General features: G+C 64.7%; 13 protein-coding genes. 6 read left to right on the top strand and 7 right to left on the bottom strand.

The window, feature by feature from the left end:
• The 4 genes from ACK41X_RS08705 (at nucleotide 1) to cysG (ending at nucleotide 7,708) form a co-directional block, all read left to right on the top strand.
• A complete protein-coding gene (locus ACK41X_RS08705) occupies nucleotides 1-1,770 on the top strand; it encodes a NirA family protein (protein WP_409721428.1) in 1,770 nt (589 codons plus the stop codon).
• Nucleotides 1,767-3,377 carry a sulfite reductase subunit alpha gene (locus ACK41X_RS08700; protein ID WP_409721426.1) on the top strand — a complete coding sequence of 537 codons (1,611 nt, stop codon included), beginning with the start codon at nucleotides 1,767-1,769 and terminating at the stop codon, nucleotides 3,375-3,377. Before ACK41X_RS08705 ends, ACK41X_RS08700 begins: the two co-directional genes overlap by 4 nt.
• 121 nt (nucleotides 3,378-3,498) lie before the next feature.
• Entirely contained in the window at nucleotides 3,499-6,225 is a 2,727-nt protein-coding gene (locus ACK41X_RS08695) for a molybdopterin-dependent oxidoreductase (RefSeq protein ID WP_409721423.1), read from the top strand.
• Nucleotides 6,188-7,708 carry a siroheme synthase CysG gene (gene cysG / locus ACK41X_RS08690; RefSeq protein WP_409721420.1) on the top strand — a complete coding sequence of 507 codons (1,521 nt, stop codon included), beginning with the start codon at nucleotides 6,188-6,190 and terminating at the stop codon, nucleotides 7,706-7,708. Before ACK41X_RS08695 ends, cysG begins: the two co-directional genes overlap by 38 nt.
• A 17-nt stretch (nucleotides 7,709-7,725) precedes the next feature.
• Here cysG and ACK41X_RS08685 read toward each other — a convergent pair whose 3' ends face one another.
• The 7 genes from ACK41X_RS08685 to ACK41X_RS08655 all read right to left on the bottom strand — a co-directional run bounded on the left by ACK41X_RS08685 (nucleotide 7,726) and on the right by ACK41X_RS08655 (nucleotide 15,833).
• The gene (locus ACK41X_RS08685) at nucleotides 7,726-8,427 is read right to left on the bottom strand and encodes an ABC transporter ATP-binding protein (RefSeq protein WP_409721490.1); all 702 of its coding nucleotides are present in this window, start codon (nucleotides 8,425-8,427) and stop codon (nucleotides 7,726-7,728) included.
• Nucleotides 8,427-9,179, bottom strand: coding sequence for an ABC transporter ATP-binding protein (locus ACK41X_RS08680; protein ID WP_409721418.1), 753 nt, complete (start codon nucleotides 9,177-9,179; stop codon nucleotides 8,427-8,429). Before ACK41X_RS08680 ends, ACK41X_RS08685 begins: the two co-directional genes overlap by 1 nt.
• A complete protein-coding gene (locus ACK41X_RS08675) occupies nucleotides 9,172-10,200 on the bottom strand; it encodes a branched-chain amino acid ABC transporter permease (protein WP_409721415.1) in 1,029 nt (342 codons plus the stop codon). The genes ACK41X_RS08680 and ACK41X_RS08675 overlap by 8 nt, the downstream gene beginning before the upstream one ends.
• Nucleotides 10,187-11,101 carry a branched-chain amino acid ABC transporter permease gene (locus tag ACK41X_RS08670; protein WP_409721487.1) on the bottom strand — a complete coding sequence of 305 codons (915 nt, stop codon included), beginning with the start codon at nucleotides 11,099-11,101 and terminating at the stop codon, nucleotides 10,187-10,189. Before ACK41X_RS08670 ends, ACK41X_RS08675 begins: the two co-directional genes overlap by 14 nt.
• An 86-nt stretch (nucleotides 11,102-11,187) precedes the next feature.
• A complete protein-coding gene (locus tag ACK41X_RS08665) occupies nucleotides 11,188-12,360 on the bottom strand; it encodes an ABC transporter substrate-binding protein (protein ID WP_409721412.1) in 1,173 nt (390 codons plus the stop codon).
• A 198-nt stretch (nucleotides 12,361-12,558) separates the two neighbouring features.
• Nucleotides 12,559-13,551: a dihydrodipicolinate synthase family protein gene (locus ACK41X_RS08660; RefSeq protein ID WP_409721409.1), complete on the bottom strand. Its 993-nt coding sequence runs from the start codon at nucleotides 13,549-13,551 to the stop codon at nucleotides 12,559-12,561.
• Entirely contained in the window at nucleotides 13,548-15,833 is a 2,286-nt protein-coding gene (locus ACK41X_RS08655) for a xanthine dehydrogenase family protein molybdopterin-binding subunit (RefSeq protein WP_409721406.1), read from the bottom strand. Before ACK41X_RS08655 ends, ACK41X_RS08660 begins: the two co-directional genes overlap by 4 nt.
• A 125-nt stretch (nucleotides 15,834-15,958) precedes the next feature.
• Between ACK41X_RS08655 and ACK41X_RS08650 the strand changes: the two genes are divergently transcribed.
• Both ACK41X_RS08650 and ACK41X_RS08645 read left to right on the top strand, forming a co-directional pair.
• The gene (locus ACK41X_RS08650; RefSeq protein ID WP_409721403.1) at nucleotides 15,959-16,876 is read left to right on the top strand and encodes a LysR substrate-binding domain-containing protein; all 918 of its coding nucleotides are present in this window, start codon (nucleotides 15,959-15,961) and stop codon (nucleotides 16,874-16,876) included.
• Nucleotides 16,877-16,993: 117 nt separating this feature from the next.
• Complete coding sequence (locus ACK41X_RS08645; protein ID WP_409721401.1) at nucleotides 16,994-17,551, top strand: 3-hydroxyanthranilate 3,4-dioxygenase; 558 nt, start codon at nucleotides 16,994-16,996, stop codon at nucleotides 17,549-17,551.
• Nucleotides 17,552-17,612 lie beyond the last annotated feature (61 nt).

Here is a 17,612-nt window from a genome sequence, read left to right as displayed (position 1 = left end):
ATGTCCGGCGACTTCACCCCCGACCAAAAACGCTATCTGGAAGGCTTCGTCTCCGGACTCTCCGCCGCCCGCGTCGCGAAAGTCGGAAACGGCGGCAAGACTGGCAATCAGGGCGAGCCGACCGGCCCGGATGCGATCCATCTCAGGGCGCAGGACCGCACCATTGCGGCCGGCGGCAAGCTTTCGGACCAGGAAAAATTCAAGCGCGAGCTGCATCCGTTCGACGCCTACGGCAAGCTGCGCGAACAGGCCGCAAGGAACGAGGCTCCGAAGCCCGCCGATAATTTCCGCTGGCGCTATTTCGGCCTGTTCTATGTCGCGCCGGCACAGTCGTCGTATATGTGCCGGCTCCGCATTCCGAACGGCATCCTTTCGCACTGGCAACTGGACGGTCTCGCCGCGGTCGCTGAAAAATATGCCGGGCCCTATTCGCATGTGACCACGCGCGCGAACCTGCAACTGCGCGAGATCGAACCGAAGAACGCGACCAATGTGGTCGAAGCGATTCAGGATCTCGGCCTGTGCTCGCGTGGCTCCGGCGCCGACAATATCCGCAATGTCACCGGCACGCCGACCGCCGGGATCGATCCTCAGGAATTGCTGGATACGCGGCCCTATGCGCGGGAGTGGCATCATCACATCCTCAATGACCGTTCGCTCTACGGCCTGCCGCGCAAGTTCAATGTCGCCTTCGACGGCGCCGGCCTTATTGCCGTGCTGGAGGACACCAACGACATCGGCTTCCAGGCTGTCGTGGTTCGGGATGGTTTCGACGTCGAGCCCGGCATCTGGTTCAAGCTGACGCTCGGCGGCATCACCGGACATAAGGACTTTGCCCGCGATACCGGCGTGATCGTGAAGCCGTCAGACGCGACTGCGGTGGCCGACGCCATCGTCCGCGTCTTTATCGAGCACGGCAACCGTACCGATCGCAACAAGGCGCGGCTGAAATACGTGCTCAATGCCTGGGGCTTCGACAAATTCCTGAGCGCGGTGGAGGAGAAGCTCGGCCGCTCCCTCACCCGCATTCCCGCCGATGCACTCGAGCCGCGCCCGATGTTCGACCGGCTCGCCCATATCGGCGTGCATCCGCAGAAGCAGGACGGCCTCAACTGGATCGGCATCGTGCTGCCCGTCGGCAAGATGACCGCGGAGCAGATGCGCGGCATTGCAAAGATCGCACGCGCGCATGGCGATGGCGATATCCGCCTCACGGTCTGGCAGAATCTGCTGATCTCCGGCGTACCGGCCGGCAAGGTGGCCCAGGTTGAGGCGGAGATCGCCGCACTGGGCCTCTCCACCAAAGCAACCTCGGTCCGCGCCGGACTGGTCGCCTGCACCGGCGCCACCGGCTGCCGCTTCGCCGGCGCGCATACCAAGGAAAATGCCGAGGAGATCGCGCATTGGTGCGATGCGCGGGTGGCGCTCGACACACCGGTCAACATCCACCTCACCGGCTGCCACCATTCCTGCGCGCAACACTATATCGGCGATATCGGGCTGATCGGCGCGCGTATCGCCGTCAACGACGACGGCGACACCGTCGACGGCTATCACGTGTTCATCGGCGGCGGATACGGGCCGGATGCCGCGATCGGCCGCGAAATCTACCGCGACGTGAGGGCAGAGGCTGCACCGATGCTCGTGGAGCGCATGCTGACGGGCTATCTCGCGCATCGCGCCTCCGCGAACGAAACGTTCATTGCCTTCGCGAAACGGCATGAGGTCGAGGCGCTGAAAGCCATGTTTGATGCGGAGGCGATCGAGTGAACGCCGCGCCTCCCCCGATCCCCAGCCTGATCCCCGAGACCGCGCCATTCTCGCCGGAGCAGCGGGCATGGCTGAACGGCTTTTTCGCCGGCCTCGTCTCGCTCGATGGCGCGGGCGTCACCGCGCTATCGCCCGAGCAGAATGCCGCGCTGATGCCCGGCGGCGCGGGCGACGGCGATGATGGCGAAGCGCCATGGCACGACCAGACCTTGCCTATGCCTGAGCGCATGGCGCTCGCCGAGGGCCGCCCGCTGCGGCGGCGCATGATGGCGGCGATGGCCCAGCAGGATTGCGGCCAGTGCGGCTACAACTGTAACGACTATGCCGACAGGATTTTCGACAGGTCGGAAGAGCGGCTGAACCTCTGCGTGCCCGGCGGCAAGGAAACTGCCCGGATGCTGAAGTCGCTCTACGATGAGATGGACAAGGCGCCCGTTGCGGCGAACATACCGGCGGAAGTCAAGTCTGCCACGGCGCCGCAACCCGCAGCCGACGCAGGCCGCTCGCGCGACAACCCGGCGACGGCGACCTTCGTGAAACGCTACCGGCTCAACAAGCCGGGATCCGAGAAGGAGACCTGGCACCTCGATTTCGATCTCAGCGCGGCAAAGCTCGATTATGTGGTTGGCGACGCCTTCGGCCTGTTTCCGAAGAACGATCCGGCGCTCGCCGATGCCATCGTCAAGGCGCTCGGCGTCTCGTCCGGCTACGCGATCGGGGACGAAGCCTTGCGCGACATTCTGATCGAGAAAGTCGCGCTCTCGCCCGCGCCGGATTCGCTGTTCCAGCTATTTTCCTACATCACCGGCGGCGAGCGGCGGCAAAAGGCCAAGGCGCTCGCCTCCGGCGAAGACCCGGACGGCGATGCGGCAACGCTCGACGTGCTGGCGACACTGGAGAAATTTGCAGGCGTCACGCCCGACCCGGAAGCCTTCATCGAGGCGCTCGAACCGCTGCAGCCGCGGCTCTATTCGATTTCGTCCTCGCCCAAGGTCGAGCCGGGTTTGCTGTCGCTCACCGTCGATACCGTGCGCTATCCAGTCGGCGGCCGCACCCGGCTCGGCGTCGCCTCCACCTATCTCGCCGACCGGATCGCGCCGGGCGATCCTATTCAGGTCTATGTCCAGAAGGCGCACGCCTTCGCCCTGCCGGCCGATCCATCGATGCCGGTCATCATGGTCGGACCCGGGACCGGAATCGCACCGTTCCGCGCCTTTCTGCACGAACGCATGGCAACGAGCGCGCCCGGCCGCAACTGGCTGTTCTTTGGGCATCAGCGGCGAGACTGCGACTTCTTCTACGAAGATGAGCTGAACGGCATGAAAGCGAGCGGTGTGCTGACGCGGCTCTCCCTCGCATGGTCGCGCGACGGCGACCAGAAATTCTACGTCCAGGACCGCATGCGCGAGGTCGGCCGCGATCTGTGGTCCTGGCTTGCCGACGGCGCGCATCTCTATGTCTGCGGCGACGCCAAGCGCATGGCCAAGGACGTCGAGCGCGCGCTGGTGGATATCGTCGCACAATACGGCGCGCGCTCGACCGATGAGGCGATTGCGTACGTGGCCGATCTCAAGAAGCGCGGCCGCTATCAGCAGGACGTGTATTGAGGATGAACCACGGGCGCTCCATCCACCCGCTCGTCCGCGCGAAGGCGGGACCCGGATGCAGGAAGACTGGATTCCCGCTTTCGCGGGAATGAGCGGAGAACAAGGCTTCGGTTGCGGTTGAATGAACGCCCCCTCCAACACCCCGCCGGTCGTCCGTACCACCTGCCCCTATTGCGGCGTTGGCTGCGGCGTGCTGGCCTCACCCGACGGGCGCGGCGGTGCCGCGATCTCCGGCGACCCGGAGCACCCGGCAAATTTCGGCAGGCTCTGCTCAAAGGGTTCGGCGCTCGGCGAGACGCTGGCGCTGGATACCCGTCTTTTGCATCCCATGCTGCGCCGGCCGGACGGCACTTTCGGCCGCACCAATTGGGACACCGCGCTCGACAAGATCGCCGACGGATTCCGCCGCATCATCGACAGCGATGGGCCGGACGCGGTCGCCTTCTATCTCTCCGGCCAATTGCTGACCGAGGATTATTATGTCGCCAACAAGCTGATGAAGGGCTTCGTCGGCACCGCCAATGTCGACACCAATTCGCGGCTCTGCATGGCGTCCTCGGTCGCGGGCCACCGCCGCGCCTTCGGCGCCGATACCGTGCCCGGCTGCTATGCCGATCTCGATCAGGCCGACCTCATCGTTCTGGTCGGATCGAATGCTGCGTGGTGCCATCCGGTATTGTTCCAGCGCATCATGAAGAACAAGCGCGACCGCGGCGCAACGCTCGTTGTCATCGATCCGCGCCGCACTGCCACGGCAGAAGAAGCGGACCTGTTTCTATCTGTTGCCCCCGGCATGGATTCGGTTCTGTTTGCGGGGCTTCTCGTCTATCTTGCCGATACCGACGCGCTCGATTTCGCCTATGTCGATGCGCACACATCCGGTTTCGAAGCAACGCTGGAGCGCTGCCGGGCGATTGCGCCAAGTATTGAGGCGGTTGCCGCAAAGTCCGGCCTGACCGCGACCGACATCGTGCAATTCTTCGATCTGTTCCGCATCACCGAACGCACCGTCACCTGCTATTCGCAAGGGGTAAACCAGTCGGCGCAGGGCACCGACAAGGTCAACGCCATTATCAATTGCCATCTTGCAACCGGCCGCGTCGGCAAACCCGGCATGGGGCCGTTCTCGCTCACCGGCCAGCCCAATGCGATGGGCGGACGCGAGGTCGGCGGGCTCGCCAACCAGCTTGTCGCGCATATGGGCTTCTCTGCGGCCGAGATCGACCGCGTCGGCCGGTTCTGGGGCGCGCCGAACATGGCGCAGCGCGAGGGCCTGAAAGCCGTGCAGATGTTCGAGGCGATCGCGCGCGGCGAAATCAAGGCGCTGTGGGTGATGGCAACCAACCCCGCCGTGTCGTTGCCCGATGCAGCGGGCGTACGCGCGGCTTTGCAGAAGCTCGACTTATTCGTGGTCTCGGACAATGTACTGTCGAATGACACAGTGACCAGCGGCGCGCATATCTTGCTTCCCGCTGCTGCCTGGGGCGAGAAGGACGGCACGGTGACCAATTCCGAGCGCCGGATCTCGCGCCAGCGCGCCTTTCTGCCGTTGCCGGGCGAAGCGAAGCCGGACTGGTGGATGGTCGCGCAGGTCGCGCAGCGGCTCGGCTTTGGCGACGCATTCGCTTACCAAAGCACGGCCGACATCTTCCGCGAGCACGCCGCCCTCTCCGCCTTCGAAAACGGCGGCAGCCGCGATTTCGACATCGGCGCCTGCGCCGCACTCGATAACGCGGCATTCGATGCGCTTGCACCGTTTCAGTGGCCAAAGCCGTCGCAAGACGCAGCCGCGGAAACCCGTTTCTTCGCCGATGGCGGCTTTTTCACGCCGGACCGCAAGGGACGCTTCGTCGCGCCGGAGCCGCCCGCCCTGCAATCGCACACCGACGCCGCCTTTCCGTTCGTGCTCAATACCGGCCGCATCCGCGATCAATGGCATACCATGACCCGCACAGGGCTCAGTCCGCGCCTCGCCGCGCATCTGCCCGAACCCTTCGTGGAAATCCATCCGGCCGACGCCCTGCATGCGGGTCTCGCCGACGGCAGCCTGGTGCGGATCGCAACACCCAATGGACGCTGCGTGATGCGGGTCCGGCTCAGCGATGGCCAGCGGCGCGGGTCGCTGTTCGTGCCGATTCACTGGAGCGGCACGACCGCCTCGTCGGCGCGCGTCGGCGAACTCGTCAAACCGGCCACCGATCCGTTGTCCGGCCAGCCCGAAGCCAAGGCCACGCCCGCCGCGATTGCACGCGCCGATTATCGCTTCGCCGGGTTCATCCTGAGTCGGCGGCCGGTGGCGTTGCCTGAGGGCACATGGTGGGCGCAGTCGGCTGCGAGCGGCGGTCATGGTTTCCTGTTCGCGGCAAACGATAGGCTGGAAAGCTGGCAGGCCTTTGCGTGGGCGCAAGCCGGCGCTTTGCCGCTGTCCGAGTATCTCGACGAGCCGCGTTCGACCTACCGCGCCGCGGCCTTCGCGGACGGACAGCTTGTCTTCTGCCTGTTTGCCGGTCCAGCCGCGCAGCGCCCGCAATGGGATGCCGCCAAGGCTCTGCTCGCGGCCGAACGGCTGGAAGAACGGCAGCGCCGCATGCTGCTGTCGGGACAGACGGCCGACGGCGTCGCCGATGCCGGACCCGTCATCTGCGCCTGTTTCGGCGTCGGCCTCAATACGATCCGCGACGCGCTCGTCACCGGTGCTGCGACCGACGTCACAGGCCTCGGCGAGCAACTGCGCTGTGGCACCAATTGCGGTTCCTGCCTGCCCGAACTGAAGAAAATCGTCGTTCAGGCGGGTCAACCAAAGGTTCATCATGACCAGCATGCACGACAGCCCGCGCATACCGGTTGAGAGCGCAGCCCCGCGCATGGAAGCGCTGGCGCGTTTGCCGGTTTTCTTCGCCCTGCATGGCAAGCGCGTCCTGGTCGCCGGCGGTAGTGCTGCCGCGGCATGGAAGGTGGAGTTGCTCGCCGCCGCGGGTGCAGACGTCGAGGTCTATGCCGGCGAGATGTCGGAGGACATGCTGGCTGTGGCGGCGGCGGCGCCGCCCGCAGGCTCGGTCAAGCTGCACCATGAGCACTGGACCGCCGGCGTTCTCGATGGATGCGCGCTCGCCATCGGCGCCTTTGAAACGGACGCGGAGGCACGGCAATTCCAAGGCGCTGCGCAAGTTGCCGGCGTGCCGAGCAATGTGGTCGACAAGCCGGACTATTGCGACTTTTCGTTCGGCGCCATCGTCAACCGCTCGCCGCTCGTCGTCGCCATCTCAACCGATGGCGCAGCCCCGGTCTTCGCGCAGGCGATCCGCTCGCGGATCGAGGCGATGCTGCCCGCGGGCTTTGCGCGCTGGGCGGAAGCCGCCCGCAACTGGCGCAGCGCATTGAAACAGACCGACCTGTCCTTCAACGGCCGGCGTCTGTTCTGGCAACTATTCACCCGCGCCGCATTGCAGAACCCCAATGGCGAACCCTCGCGCGCCGATTTCGACGCGCTGCTGGACGAGACGAAACCGCAAGCCGGCGCCGCGGACCAAGGCTCGGTGACGCTGGTCGGCGCCGGGCCCGGCGATCCGGAATTGCTGACGCTGCGCGCGGTGCGCGCGCTGCAATCGGCCGACGTGATCCTCTACGACGATCTGGTTTCGAAGGAAGTTCTCGACTTCGCCAGGCGCGAAGCCAGGCGCATGCTGGTCGGCAAGACCGGGCATGGTCCATCCTGCAAGCAATCCGAAATCAATGCGCTGATGGTGGGTCTCGCCAGATCCGGCCGCCGCGTGGTGCGCCTGAAAGGCGGCGACCCGATGATTTTCGGACGCGCGGGCGAGGAGATCGATGCCTGCCGCCAGGCCGGGATTGCGTTCGAGGTGGTGCCGGGCGTGACTGCGGCGCAAGGCGCGGCGGGCCGGCTCGGCTTGTCGCTGACCCACCGCAGCGCGGCGCGCCGCGTGCAATATGTCACCGGCCATGGCGAGAAAGGCGCGCTGCCGGACGATATCGACTGGCGCAGCATCGCAGACCCGGGCGCGACCACCGTGGTCTACATGCCGAAGAAGACGCTGCGGCAATTTACCGATCGCGCGCTCGCGGCCGGCCTCGATCCGGCAACGCCCGCGCTCGCCATCGCCAATGCGACAAGGCCCGACGAAGAGGTGGTTGCGGCAAGCATCGGCGCGCTTGCGGATGCCGTGCTTCCCGATGGACCGACGATTGTGATGATCGGGTCGGTCTGTGGCGCAGCGACGAACCCTGTCCATTCCCGCGCAAGCGGGAATCCAGAATCTGGGTCCCCGCTTTCGCGGGGACGAGCGGATAGAGATTCAGCCCGGATCAGATAAGGCGCGCGCCGTTTGTGCTACACCGTCACATAGCGGTGCACGAGATCGGCGTCGCGATCCATATCGGCGCTGGTGCCGCGCCACACCGTGCGGCCCTTCTCGATTACGTAATGGCGGTCGGCAAGCCGCTTCAGAACCGACAGATTCTTGTCGACGATCAGGATCGACTGGCCGCGCGATTTCAGCAAAGCGATGCAATTCCAGATCTCGGCGCGGATCACCGGCGCAAGCCCTTCGGTCGCCTCGTCGAGGATCAGAAGCTGCGGATTGGTCATCAGCGCGCGGCCGACTGCCAGCATCTGCTGCTCGCCGCCCGACAGCGTGCGCGCGAATTGATTGCGCCGCTCCTCCAGCCGCGGAAACAGCTTGAAGACGTCCTCCAGCGTCCAGGGATTGGCGCGCTTCAGCCGGTTGGCGGCGGTCGCGACCAGATTCTCGAACACCGTGAGCAGCGGAAACACCTGCCGGCCCTCCGGCACAAGGCCGATGCCGCCGCGCGCGATGACTTCCGGCGCGCGGCCGGCGACCGATTGCCCTGCGAATTCCACCTTGCCGCCGGCGGGCGGCGTCAGCCCCATGATCGAGCGGATCGTCGTGGTCTTGCCCATGCCGTTGCGGCCGAGCAGCGTCACGATCTCGCCCTCGCCGACCGCGAGATCGATATCGAACAGCACCTGGCTGCGGCCGTAGCGCGCCTCAAGCTTTTCGACCTTGAGCATCATGCGTCGCCCTCGCCGAGATAGGCGACACGCACCGCCTCATTGCCGCGGATTTCCTCGGCCGAGCCGGTCGCGATCCGCTCGCCGTTGACCAAGACCGAGATGCGGTCGGCGAGCGCAAACACCGCGTCCATGTCGTGCTCGACCAGCAGGATCGTGACTTCGGTCTTCAGCACTTTCAGCAGATCGATCATGCGCGCGCATTCGGCGGTGCCGAGCCCCGCCATCGGCTCGTCCAACAGCATCATCCGTGGTCTTGTCGCCAGCGCAATCGCGAGTTCGAGCTGCTTCTGCTCGCCATGCGACAGTTCGGACACCACGATATCGGCGCGGCTGCCGAGACCGACGCGGCCGAGATGGGTGCGCGCCTCCTCGCGGATATCGGTCCGGGTCCGTGCATCGACGAAGAACTGGTAGGAATGGCCGTGCCGCGCCTGCACCGCCAGCGCGACATTGTCGAGCGTCGTATAATCCGGCAGCAATTGCGTGATCTGAAACGAACGCGCGAGACCGTGCTGGACGCGGGCCGGCGTCTTCCATTCGGATATCTCGGTGCCGTCGAAATGGATGGTGCCGGAATCCTGATGCAGTTCGCCGGCGATCTGCGAGATGAACGTGGTCTTGCCTGCGCCATTGGGCCCGATCAGCGCGTGCAATTCACCCTCGACGACATCGAGCGAGAGGTTGTTGGTGGCGACCAGACCGCCGAACCGCTTGGTCAGGCCGTCGACCTTGAGAAGCGGCTCACTCACGTTTGCGGCTCCAGCCCGAGAACAGCGAGGCCAAACCGCCGGTCGAGAACAATACGATGACGATCAGGATCGGTCCAAGGAAGAATTTCCAGTGTTCGGTCCATGAGGTCAGGAAGGTTTCGAGCCCGATCAGCACCGCCGCGCCGAGCGCAGGTCCAAACAGCGTGCCGGTGCCGCCGATGATGATCATGATCATCAGGTCGCCGGACTTGGTCCAGTGCAGCATATCGGGCGAGACGAATTTCGAATAATTGGCCATCAGGGCGCCGGCGAGCCCCGCGCCCATCCCTGCGATGACGAAGGCGGTGAGCTTGTACTGATAGGTCGAGACCCCGATGGCGGCCATGCGGCGCTCGCTCTGGCGGATGCCGCCGAGCACCAGCCCGAAGGGCGAACGTACCAGCCGGGCGAAGCCGATGAAGTAGATCACCGCAATCGCGACCGTGAGATAGTAGAAATTGGTGTCGTCGGCCATGTTGATGTCGAACAGCACATTGCGCCGCCGCACGATCAGGCCGTCGTCGCCGCCATAGGCCTTCAGCGCCAGGAACAGAAAGAACAGCATCTGCGCGAAGGCGAGCGTGATCATGATGAAGGGCACGCCCGTGGTGCGCAGCGAAAGCGCGCCGAGCACCAGCGCAAACAGCCCGCTGACCAGGATCGCGGCCGGGATCGTGATCAGGAACTGGTTGGTGCCGGGGACAAAGCCGAGGAACGGATCGCCGTCGACGAAGTGATGATAGAGGATGCCGACCACATAGCCGCCGATGCCGAAATAGGCCGCATGCCCGAACGAGACCATGCCGCCATAGCCGAGGATGAGATTCAGGCTCGCAGCCGCGATGGCATAGATCGTGATGCGGATCGCGAGCCCGATCAGCGACGGATCGCCGACGGCGTTGGCGAAGGCCGGGAACGCCGCCGCGCAAAGGATAAAGACGATGGTGCCGACGACCGGCCACCAGCTGCGCTGCGGCGGCGCGTCGGCGAGCGCGGCATATTTCTCGTCAACCTTGAGCATGGAATAGCCCCTGCGGCCGGATCAGGAGCACCAGCGCCATGACCAGATAAATGCCCATCGACGAGAGCCCGGCGCCCAGCGCATCAGCTTCCGATGCGGTCATGAAGGTCTTGAGCAGGCCCGGCAGGAACGCGCGCAGCATCGTATCGGTGACGCCGACGATCAGCGCGCCGTAAAAGGCACCGCGGATCGAGCCCAGCCCCCCGATCACCACCACGACAAATGTCAGGATCAGGATCTGCTCGCCCATGCCGACCTGCACCGCGAGCAGCGGACCGGCCATCAGGCCCGCAAGCCCTGCCAGCAGCGCGCCAAGTCCGAACACCACCGTGTAGAGCAGCCGGATATCGACGCCGAGCGCACGCACCATCTCGCGATGCGTCGAGCCTGCGCGCACCAGCATGCCGATCCGCGTCTTGTTGACCAGAAGATAAAGCCCGAGCGCCACCAGCAAGCCCACCACCATGATGGCGATGCGGTAGGTCGGATAGGGAATGCCGGGGATGATTTCGACCGAGCCTGAGAGAAACGACGGCATGCCGACGAAGAGCGGCGTTCGGCCGAACAGCATGGTCGTGCCTTCGTTGATGAACAGGATCAGGCCGAAGGTCGCCAGCACCTGCTGCAGGTGGTCGCGGTCGTAGAGTTTGCGGATCACCACGAATTCGATGATCAGGCCGGCGATCGCAGCCGACAGCAGACCCGCCGGCACGGCGAGGAGGAACGAGCCGGTGCGCGCCGCCACCAGCGCCGCACCATAGGCCCCGATCATGTAGAGGCAGCCATGCGCAAGATTGATGACGTTCATGATGCCGAAGATCAGCGTCAGGCCCGCCGCCATCAGGAACAGCATGATGCCGAACTGAAAGCCGTTGAGAAGCTGTTCGAGTGCCAGCGTCATAACGGACAACACGTCATATCGTTCGTCCCCTCACCCCGCACGAAAACCGGGAGGCGTAACGCCTCCCGGCCAACGATCCGCAATGCTTACAGCTTGCAATCCTTGGAGTAGAAATCGCCCTTGTCGGTAAAGACCTTGCCGATGGTCTTGATGATCGGCGCCCCGTCCGGCCCCTTCTCGACGCGGGTCGCGACCCAGTCCTGGATCGGATGCTGGTTCGGACCGAACTTGAACTTGCCGCGAACCGCTTCGAAATCCGCCTTCAGCATCGCCTGACGGAATTTCTCGGTGTCCTTCAGGTCGCCGTTGACCGCTTTCAGCGCGGCACCGATCGCCAGTGCGGTGTCGTAGGCCTGGCCGGCATAATAGGTCGGCAGCCGGCCCGGATATTTCTTCGACCAGGCCTCCATGAACTTCTTGTTCGCCGGATTGTCGAAGTCGGTGTTCCAGTGCGTCGAGCCGTTGGTGCCGATCGCGGCGTCGCCCAGCGCCTTCACGATGGTCGCATCGACCGATGGCGCAGCCACAACCAGCGGGATGGTGCCGAGCAGGCCGGCCTGCTGATACTGCCGCGCGAAGGTGATGCCGAGGCCCCCCGGATGGAAGTGGAACACCATGTCGGGCTTGGCCGCGCGGATCTGCGCCATTTCCGGTGCGAAATCGGTCTGGTCGAGGCGCGTGAAGATCTCGCCGACGATCTCGCCCTTGAAATAGCGCTTGAAGCCGGCGAGCGCGTCCTTACCTGCCGGATAGTTCGGGGCGAGAATAAAGGCCTTCTTGTAGCCGAGATTGGTCGCGTTCTGGCCGGCGCTTTCGTGGAGGGTGTCGTTCTGCCAGGACACGACGAAATAGTTCTTGTGGCAATCCTTGCCGGCGAAATTTGACGGCCCGGCATTGTTGCTGACGTAAATGCCGCCGGCATCCAAAACGTCCGGGGCGGTCGCGCCGAGCACGTTGGAGAAGATGATGCCGGTGAACAGCTTGATGCCGTCGGTCTTCAGCATGCGGTCGGCGATCTGCTTGCCCTGGCCAGGCTTGAGGCCGTCGTCTTCCACCACCACCTGCACCGGTACGCCACCGAGTTTGCCGCCTTCCATCTCGACCGCGAGATTGAACGCATCGCGGGAATCGGCGCCGAGATATCCGGCCGGTCCGGACAGCGTGGTGATGAACCCGATCTTCACCGGCTGCTGCGCAACCGCGCTCGTCGCGAGCAAAGCCGACAATGCCAGTCCAGCGCCCAATTTGACTAACTTCACGATACCCTCCTGTGGTGACCGAAGCTGCCGATACCGACGCGGCAACCGGCAAAAACGAAAGTTACGGCGATTGTGTCCGACCCCGCGCGAGCGTCAAGCAACCTGCGACGGAACGCGCATGAGCGAGGCCTCTGCGATGCCAAGGCGGGAGCCCGGTGACATGGATGCAATTTGTGTCCTGCAAGTCTTCCCTCGCGCTCACGCCGCCGATGACCTCGCCTCATTAGCCGGATTAGCAAGTTTCAAGCCACAGCCCGCGAGCGCAGCACGAATCGCGGACTTCTCGGCATCCGTCAGCTCCAGCATCGGACGCCGAACCGGACCCGCCGCCTGACCGAGCAGCGACTGCCAGTATTTTGCATGGGCGTGCGGCTTTTCCGCCGGCCGGGTCTTCTTGAAGGCCTCGCGCACCGGATTGAGGCTGTCGCGGATCTTGCGGGCGCCCGCAGCATCGCCCTTGAAGGCGAGGTCGGTGTATTCGCGAATGCGCTTGTCGGCCGCGGTCTGGAACAGATAGGGCGGGTTCGAGCACAGATAGAGCCGCCAGTTAAGCTCCAGGATATTGTCGAGCCATTCCTCTTCCGAGGCGGTCGAGACGAGGATTTTGTCGCCGGCAAGCTTCGTGAGTTTCGCATACATCTCGCGCGGCACCGAATACTTGATCGCAACCACGGTCGGCAGTTCCGCGATCCGCGCGCACAATTCCGGGCTCATCAGATAGCCGGAATCCGGATGGCTCCACATCGCGATGCCGATATTCACCTGCTCGCCGATATATCTGTAATATTCGTACAGCGTCTCGTCCTGCGCCTTGAAAAAGTGCAGCACCGGCGCGTGAACCACGATGTAATCGGCGCCGATCGCTTCGGCGTGTTTGGCAAGATCGATCACAACGTCCATGTTCTGGTCGGAACAGGACATGATGGTCTGGAACCCGTGCTTCTTAGCGGCATCGACCGCAATCTCGAAGGTGCGTTTGCGCTCCGGGACCGACATCGAGAAGAACTCGCCCTGCTTGCCGGCGATGAACACGCCGTCGATGCCGAGATCGTTGTGCCAATGCGCGAGATTTGACGACAGCCCCTTCTCGTCGATCTTGTGGTCGTCCGTGAACGGCGTCAGCGCCGCGGCCCAGACGCCTTTCATGTGTTCGCGGGAATAGGCCTTCGCGTCCTTCCTGCCGTATTTCATCGCTTCGTTCCTTCTTGCGCCGGTCCGTTTTGCATTGCCGACCACAGCTTCTCGCCGGTCAGCGGCATGTTGAGATGGGTGACCCCGAATGGCCGCAGCGCATCCACCGCAGCATTCACGATGGCGGCCGGGACGCCGACGCAGCCGGCCTCGCCGATGCCCTTGGCCCCGATCGCGTTGAACGGGCTCGGCGTCTCGATTTTGCCGAGCACCAGTCCGGGAATATGGGCCGCGCGCGGTATAGCATAGTCCATGAAGCTTGCGGTCACGAGCTGCCCGTCCGCATCGTAAACGATGCGTTCGAGCGTGGCCTCGCCGAGCCCCTGCGCCAGCCCGCCGATCAACTGTCCTTCGGCCAGCAGCGGGTTCACGATGGTTCCGGCGTCGTCGATCCAGACAATGCGTTCTACCGAGAGCACGCCGGTGTCGCGGTCGATGGCAACCTGCGCGATCACGCAGCCGCTCGACCAGGCTTCGCCTTCCGCCTCGTAGACGCAATGCGTGCGGAGGCCTGCGCCGAATTCTGCGGCAATCTCCGCGTCGGTCTGCGCCATGCGGGCGAGGTCGCACCAGCTCAACGTGCGACGCACAGGGATTGCGGTCTCGAACCCGCTCTCGGTCAGGGCAAGATGATCGGGCTCGGCCTGCAACAGCCGCGCCGCGCAGAGCCGCGCTTTCTCGCGGAATTGCTCGGCCGCGCGCAGCAGCGCGCTGCCGCCGATCGGGGTCGACCGGCTCGCCAGCGCGCCGATGCCTGGAGGACAGGTTGCCGTGTCGCCATGCGCGATGGCCACGCGATCTGGCTGCGTCCGCAGCACATCGGCGACGATCTGGGCATAGGCGGTCACGCGTCCCTGCCCCTGCGCGCTCGAACCGGTGGCTGCAACGATGCTCCCGTCCGGATCGATCCGGACCTCCGCGCTTTCCCAGCCATGGCCGCAGGGCTCGGTGTAAACCGCAACGCCGACGCCGCAAATTTCGCCCCGTGCACGGCGCGCATCGCGTTCGCGCAGCGCATCGTCGTATCCGGCCATTTCCGTGGCTTTCTCAAGAAGCCGCGGATAGTCGCCGGAATCGAGCACCGACCCCGTCGCCATGCGGTACGGGAAGGCATCGGCGGGAATGAGATTGCGGCGGCGAATTTCCGCCGGATCGAGACCAAGAGCGAAGGCGGCCTTGTCGGTGAGCCGCTCCATCAGCATCGCCGCTTCCGGGCGGCCCGCGCCACGATAGATGCCGACCGCTGCGGTGTTCGCGGCGCGGCCCTCAAGCACGATGTCGACATGGTTGCAGACATAGGGGCCGGGCAGGCAGCGCGCCGCATTCTTGCCGGGCATTGCAGCGCTGTAGGGCAGCCAATGCCCAAGGGGATAATCGAGCCGCGCCCGCAGACCGAGGAACGTACCGTCAGCATCGACAGCGAGTTCGCCGTGAAGCGTGCCGCCCCGCCCCTGCGACGCGGCGAGAAAATCGTCGCTGCGCGAGCCGCGCCACTTGACCGGCCGCTTCAGCCTGATGGCGGCAAGCGCCACCAGCGCGTCCTCCGGATAAAGTGACGCCTTGCCGCCGAACGCGCCGCCGACATCGGGCGCTGTGACGCGGATGCGTTCTTCGGGAAGACCGAGAATGGCGGCGATATCGCTTCGCGCGCGATGCGGCGTCTGGGTCGAGAGGAAGACATGCAGCAGTTGCGCATGCTCGTCCCAGGACGCCATCGCCGCACGCGGTTCGAGGGCGGCCGGCGCAAGGCGCTGACAGTCGAGAGTCACGCTCACCACATGCGCGGCATTCGCGAAAGCCATGCCGACATCGCCCGCCTTGTATTCATGGCGATAGACCGGCTCCGCGTCCTCCAGCAGCGGCAAAGGCTCGATCTCGGCCCCGATCAGCGCCACGGCATCCGCCGCAATCGACGCCGACGCCGCCACAACCGCGGCGACCGGCTGGCCGACCGCCTCGATCTCGGACACCGGCAGCACCGTGAACGGCAGGAGCCGCATGTCCGGCAGCACGCGATTGACCGCCGCCTGCCCAAGCGGGCCGAGCGTCGCACCGGTCAGCACGGCGGCAACGCCCGGCAACGCCGCGGCCTGCGCAATGCCGAGATCCACGATCAGCCCGCGCGCATGATTGCTGCGCGCGAACTCGACGTGGAGCATGTCCGGCAGACAGAGGTCGTCGACGAACCGGCCCTGCCCCGTGACCAGACGGACATCCTCGAAACGGTGCAGCGGCCGGCCGGTCCAGTGCGTCCGCAATACCTGATCCCGCGTCCGATCCATTCCGCGTGCGATCCATCCGGCGAAAACGGTCATGCGCCCGCTTTGCGGGTCATCCGCGACCACTTTCCGGCTCCGACATTCATTGGACAAGATGACATTGTTATATCTATTGATATAATTCACTTATGAATATCACCCTGCGCCAGCTTCAGGCTTTCCGCACCGTCGCCGCATTCGGCTCCTTCACCCGCGCCGCCGAGCGTCTGAATGTCGCGCAACCGGCCTTGTCGCTGTCGATCCGCGAACTGGAGCGCGAACTGAATCTCCGGCTTTTGGACCGCACCACAAGGCGGGTGGAACTGACCGGCGCCGGCCGCGAATTCCTGCAATCGGCCGACAAGCTGCTCGCCGATCTCGAGCGCGCGGTCCGCGACGCCCGCGATCTCTCCGACAAGAAGCGCGGCCGCATCGTGGTCGCGGCGCCGCCTCTCCTTGCAGCCATGATCGTGCCGGCGGCGATCGCGGACTTCAACGCGGCCTTTCCGGGCATCGATGTCGGCATCGTCGATGTCCGCAACGACCAGATTCTCGACCGGCTCCGCGCGGGCGAGGCCGATCTCGCCATCGGCACCTTCGACGAACGCGCCGACGGCATCCGCCGCGAGGTGCTGGCCCAGGATGCGCTTGCGGTGTTCTTCGCCCCTGCCTCCCCGCTTGCGAACAAGCGGCGGGTGAAATGGGCCGATCTGCGCGACCACAAGCTGATCATGCTGACCCGCGACTCCTCGATCCGCACCCTGACCGAGGGCACGCTGGTGCAGGCCGGCCACGATCCCGGCAGGCCGCTTTACGAAGTGTCGCAGATCACCACCGCGGTGATGCTGGCCGAGGCCGGTCTCGGCGCGAGCGTTCTGCCGGCCTATGCATGGTCGTTCGCGCATGGCCGGAACGTCGTGTCCCGGCCCCTGGTCGAGCCGCAGGTGGCCCGCAATATCTATCTCATTCAGCCGGACGGCCGCTCGCTGTCGCCCGCGGCGGAGGGCTTTGCGCGGACATTGCGCAAGCAGACCCGCAGCGCCATCGCCAGCGTGGTGAGGCGCTGAATGGATTTATTGCTGTTTGGTATCAACAAATAACATTTTGTCGTCTTGTTGAATGAATAGCAATACGACGAAAATCGTTTGCGGGAGCCGGAGCAACACCCCGTTTAAGGAGCGCCCATGGCACAATCCGCCGCCTTGCAGGCCGAACAGACGCAAAAGCCCGCTGCATTCAACCTGATGAAGTGGATCGCTGAGAATCCCGACAAGCTGAAGCCGCCGATTGGCGCAAGGACGATTTTCCGCGAACAAGACTTCATGGTGACGGTCGTCGGCGGACCCAACGCCCGCACCGACTATCACGTCAACCCGACCGAGGAATTCTTCTTCCAGCTCAAGGGCACGGTGACCGTGCGCATCCAGCATGAGGGCAAGCCACATGACGTGGTGCTGCCCGAAGGCTCGATCTATCTCCTGCCCGCCGATGTTCCGCATGCGCCGATGCGCGGACCCGAGACCGTCGGCCTGATCGTCGAGCGTATCCGCAAGAACGGCATGATGGATACCCATCGCTGGTATTGCGAGAGATGCAACAACGTCCTGTTCGAGCGCACGGTGTCGATCGAGATTCTCGAGCGCGACATGCCCCCGGTTTTCGAGGCCTATTATGGCGATCCTGACAACCAGCGCTGCAAGTCCTGCGGCCATGCGAATCCGGGCCGTCCGGCGAAGGGATAGCATTGCAACCGCGGCTTCGCATCGTCTTCGTCGGTTTCGGCGCGATCAATTCGCGCGTGGC

Origin of the sequence: Pseudorhodoplanes sp. (assembly GCF_046289595.1) — a bacterium.
Taxonomy (GTDB): Bacteria; Pseudomonadota; Alphaproteobacteria; order Rhizobiales; family Xanthobacteraceae; genus Pseudorhodoplanes.
Note: the sequence above shows the minus strand (reverse complement) of the source record. Positions and strands in the feature narration are given on the sequence as shown.

Bases quoted from the DNA above. Each gene is read 5' to 3' on its own strand.
- ACK41X_RS08705 (WP_409721428.1), top strand. From the start codon at position 1: ATGTCCGGCGACTTCACCCCCGACCAAAAACGCTATCTGGAAGGCTTC.
- ACK41X_RS08695 (WP_409721423.1), top strand. From the start codon at position 3,499: ATGAACGCCCCCTCCAACACCCCGCCGGTCGTCCGTACCACCTGCCCC.
- cysG (WP_409721420.1), top strand. From the start codon at position 6,188: ATGACCAGCATGCACGACAGCCCGCGCATACCGGTTGAGAGCGCAGCC.
- ACK41X_RS08685 (WP_409721490.1), bottom strand. From the start codon at position 8,427: ATGCTCAAGGTCGAAAAGCTTGAGGCGCGCTACGGCCGCAGCCAGGTG.
- ACK41X_RS08675 (WP_409721415.1), bottom strand. From the start codon at position 10,200: ATGCTCAAGGTTGACGAGAAATATGCCGCGCTCGCCGACGCGCCGCCG.
- ACK41X_RS08670 (WP_409721487.1), bottom strand. From the start codon at position 11,101: ATGACGCTGGCACTCGAACAGCTTCTCAACGGCTTTCAGTTCGGCATC.
- ACK41X_RS08660 (WP_409721409.1), bottom strand. From the start codon at position 13,551: ATGAAATACGGCAGGAAGGACGCGAAGGCCTATTCCCGCGAACACATG.
- ACK41X_RS08655 (WP_409721406.1), bottom strand. From the start codon at position 15,833: ATGGATCGGACGCGGGATCAGGTATTGCGGACGCACTGGACCGGCCGG.
- ACK41X_RS08650 (WP_409721403.1), top strand. From the start codon at position 15,959: ATGAATATCACCCTGCGCCAGCTTCAGGCTTTCCGCACCGTCGCCGCA.
- ACK41X_RS08645 (WP_409721401.1), top strand. From the start codon at position 16,994: ATGGCACAATCCGCCGCCTTGCAGGCCGAACAGACGCAAAAGCCCGCT.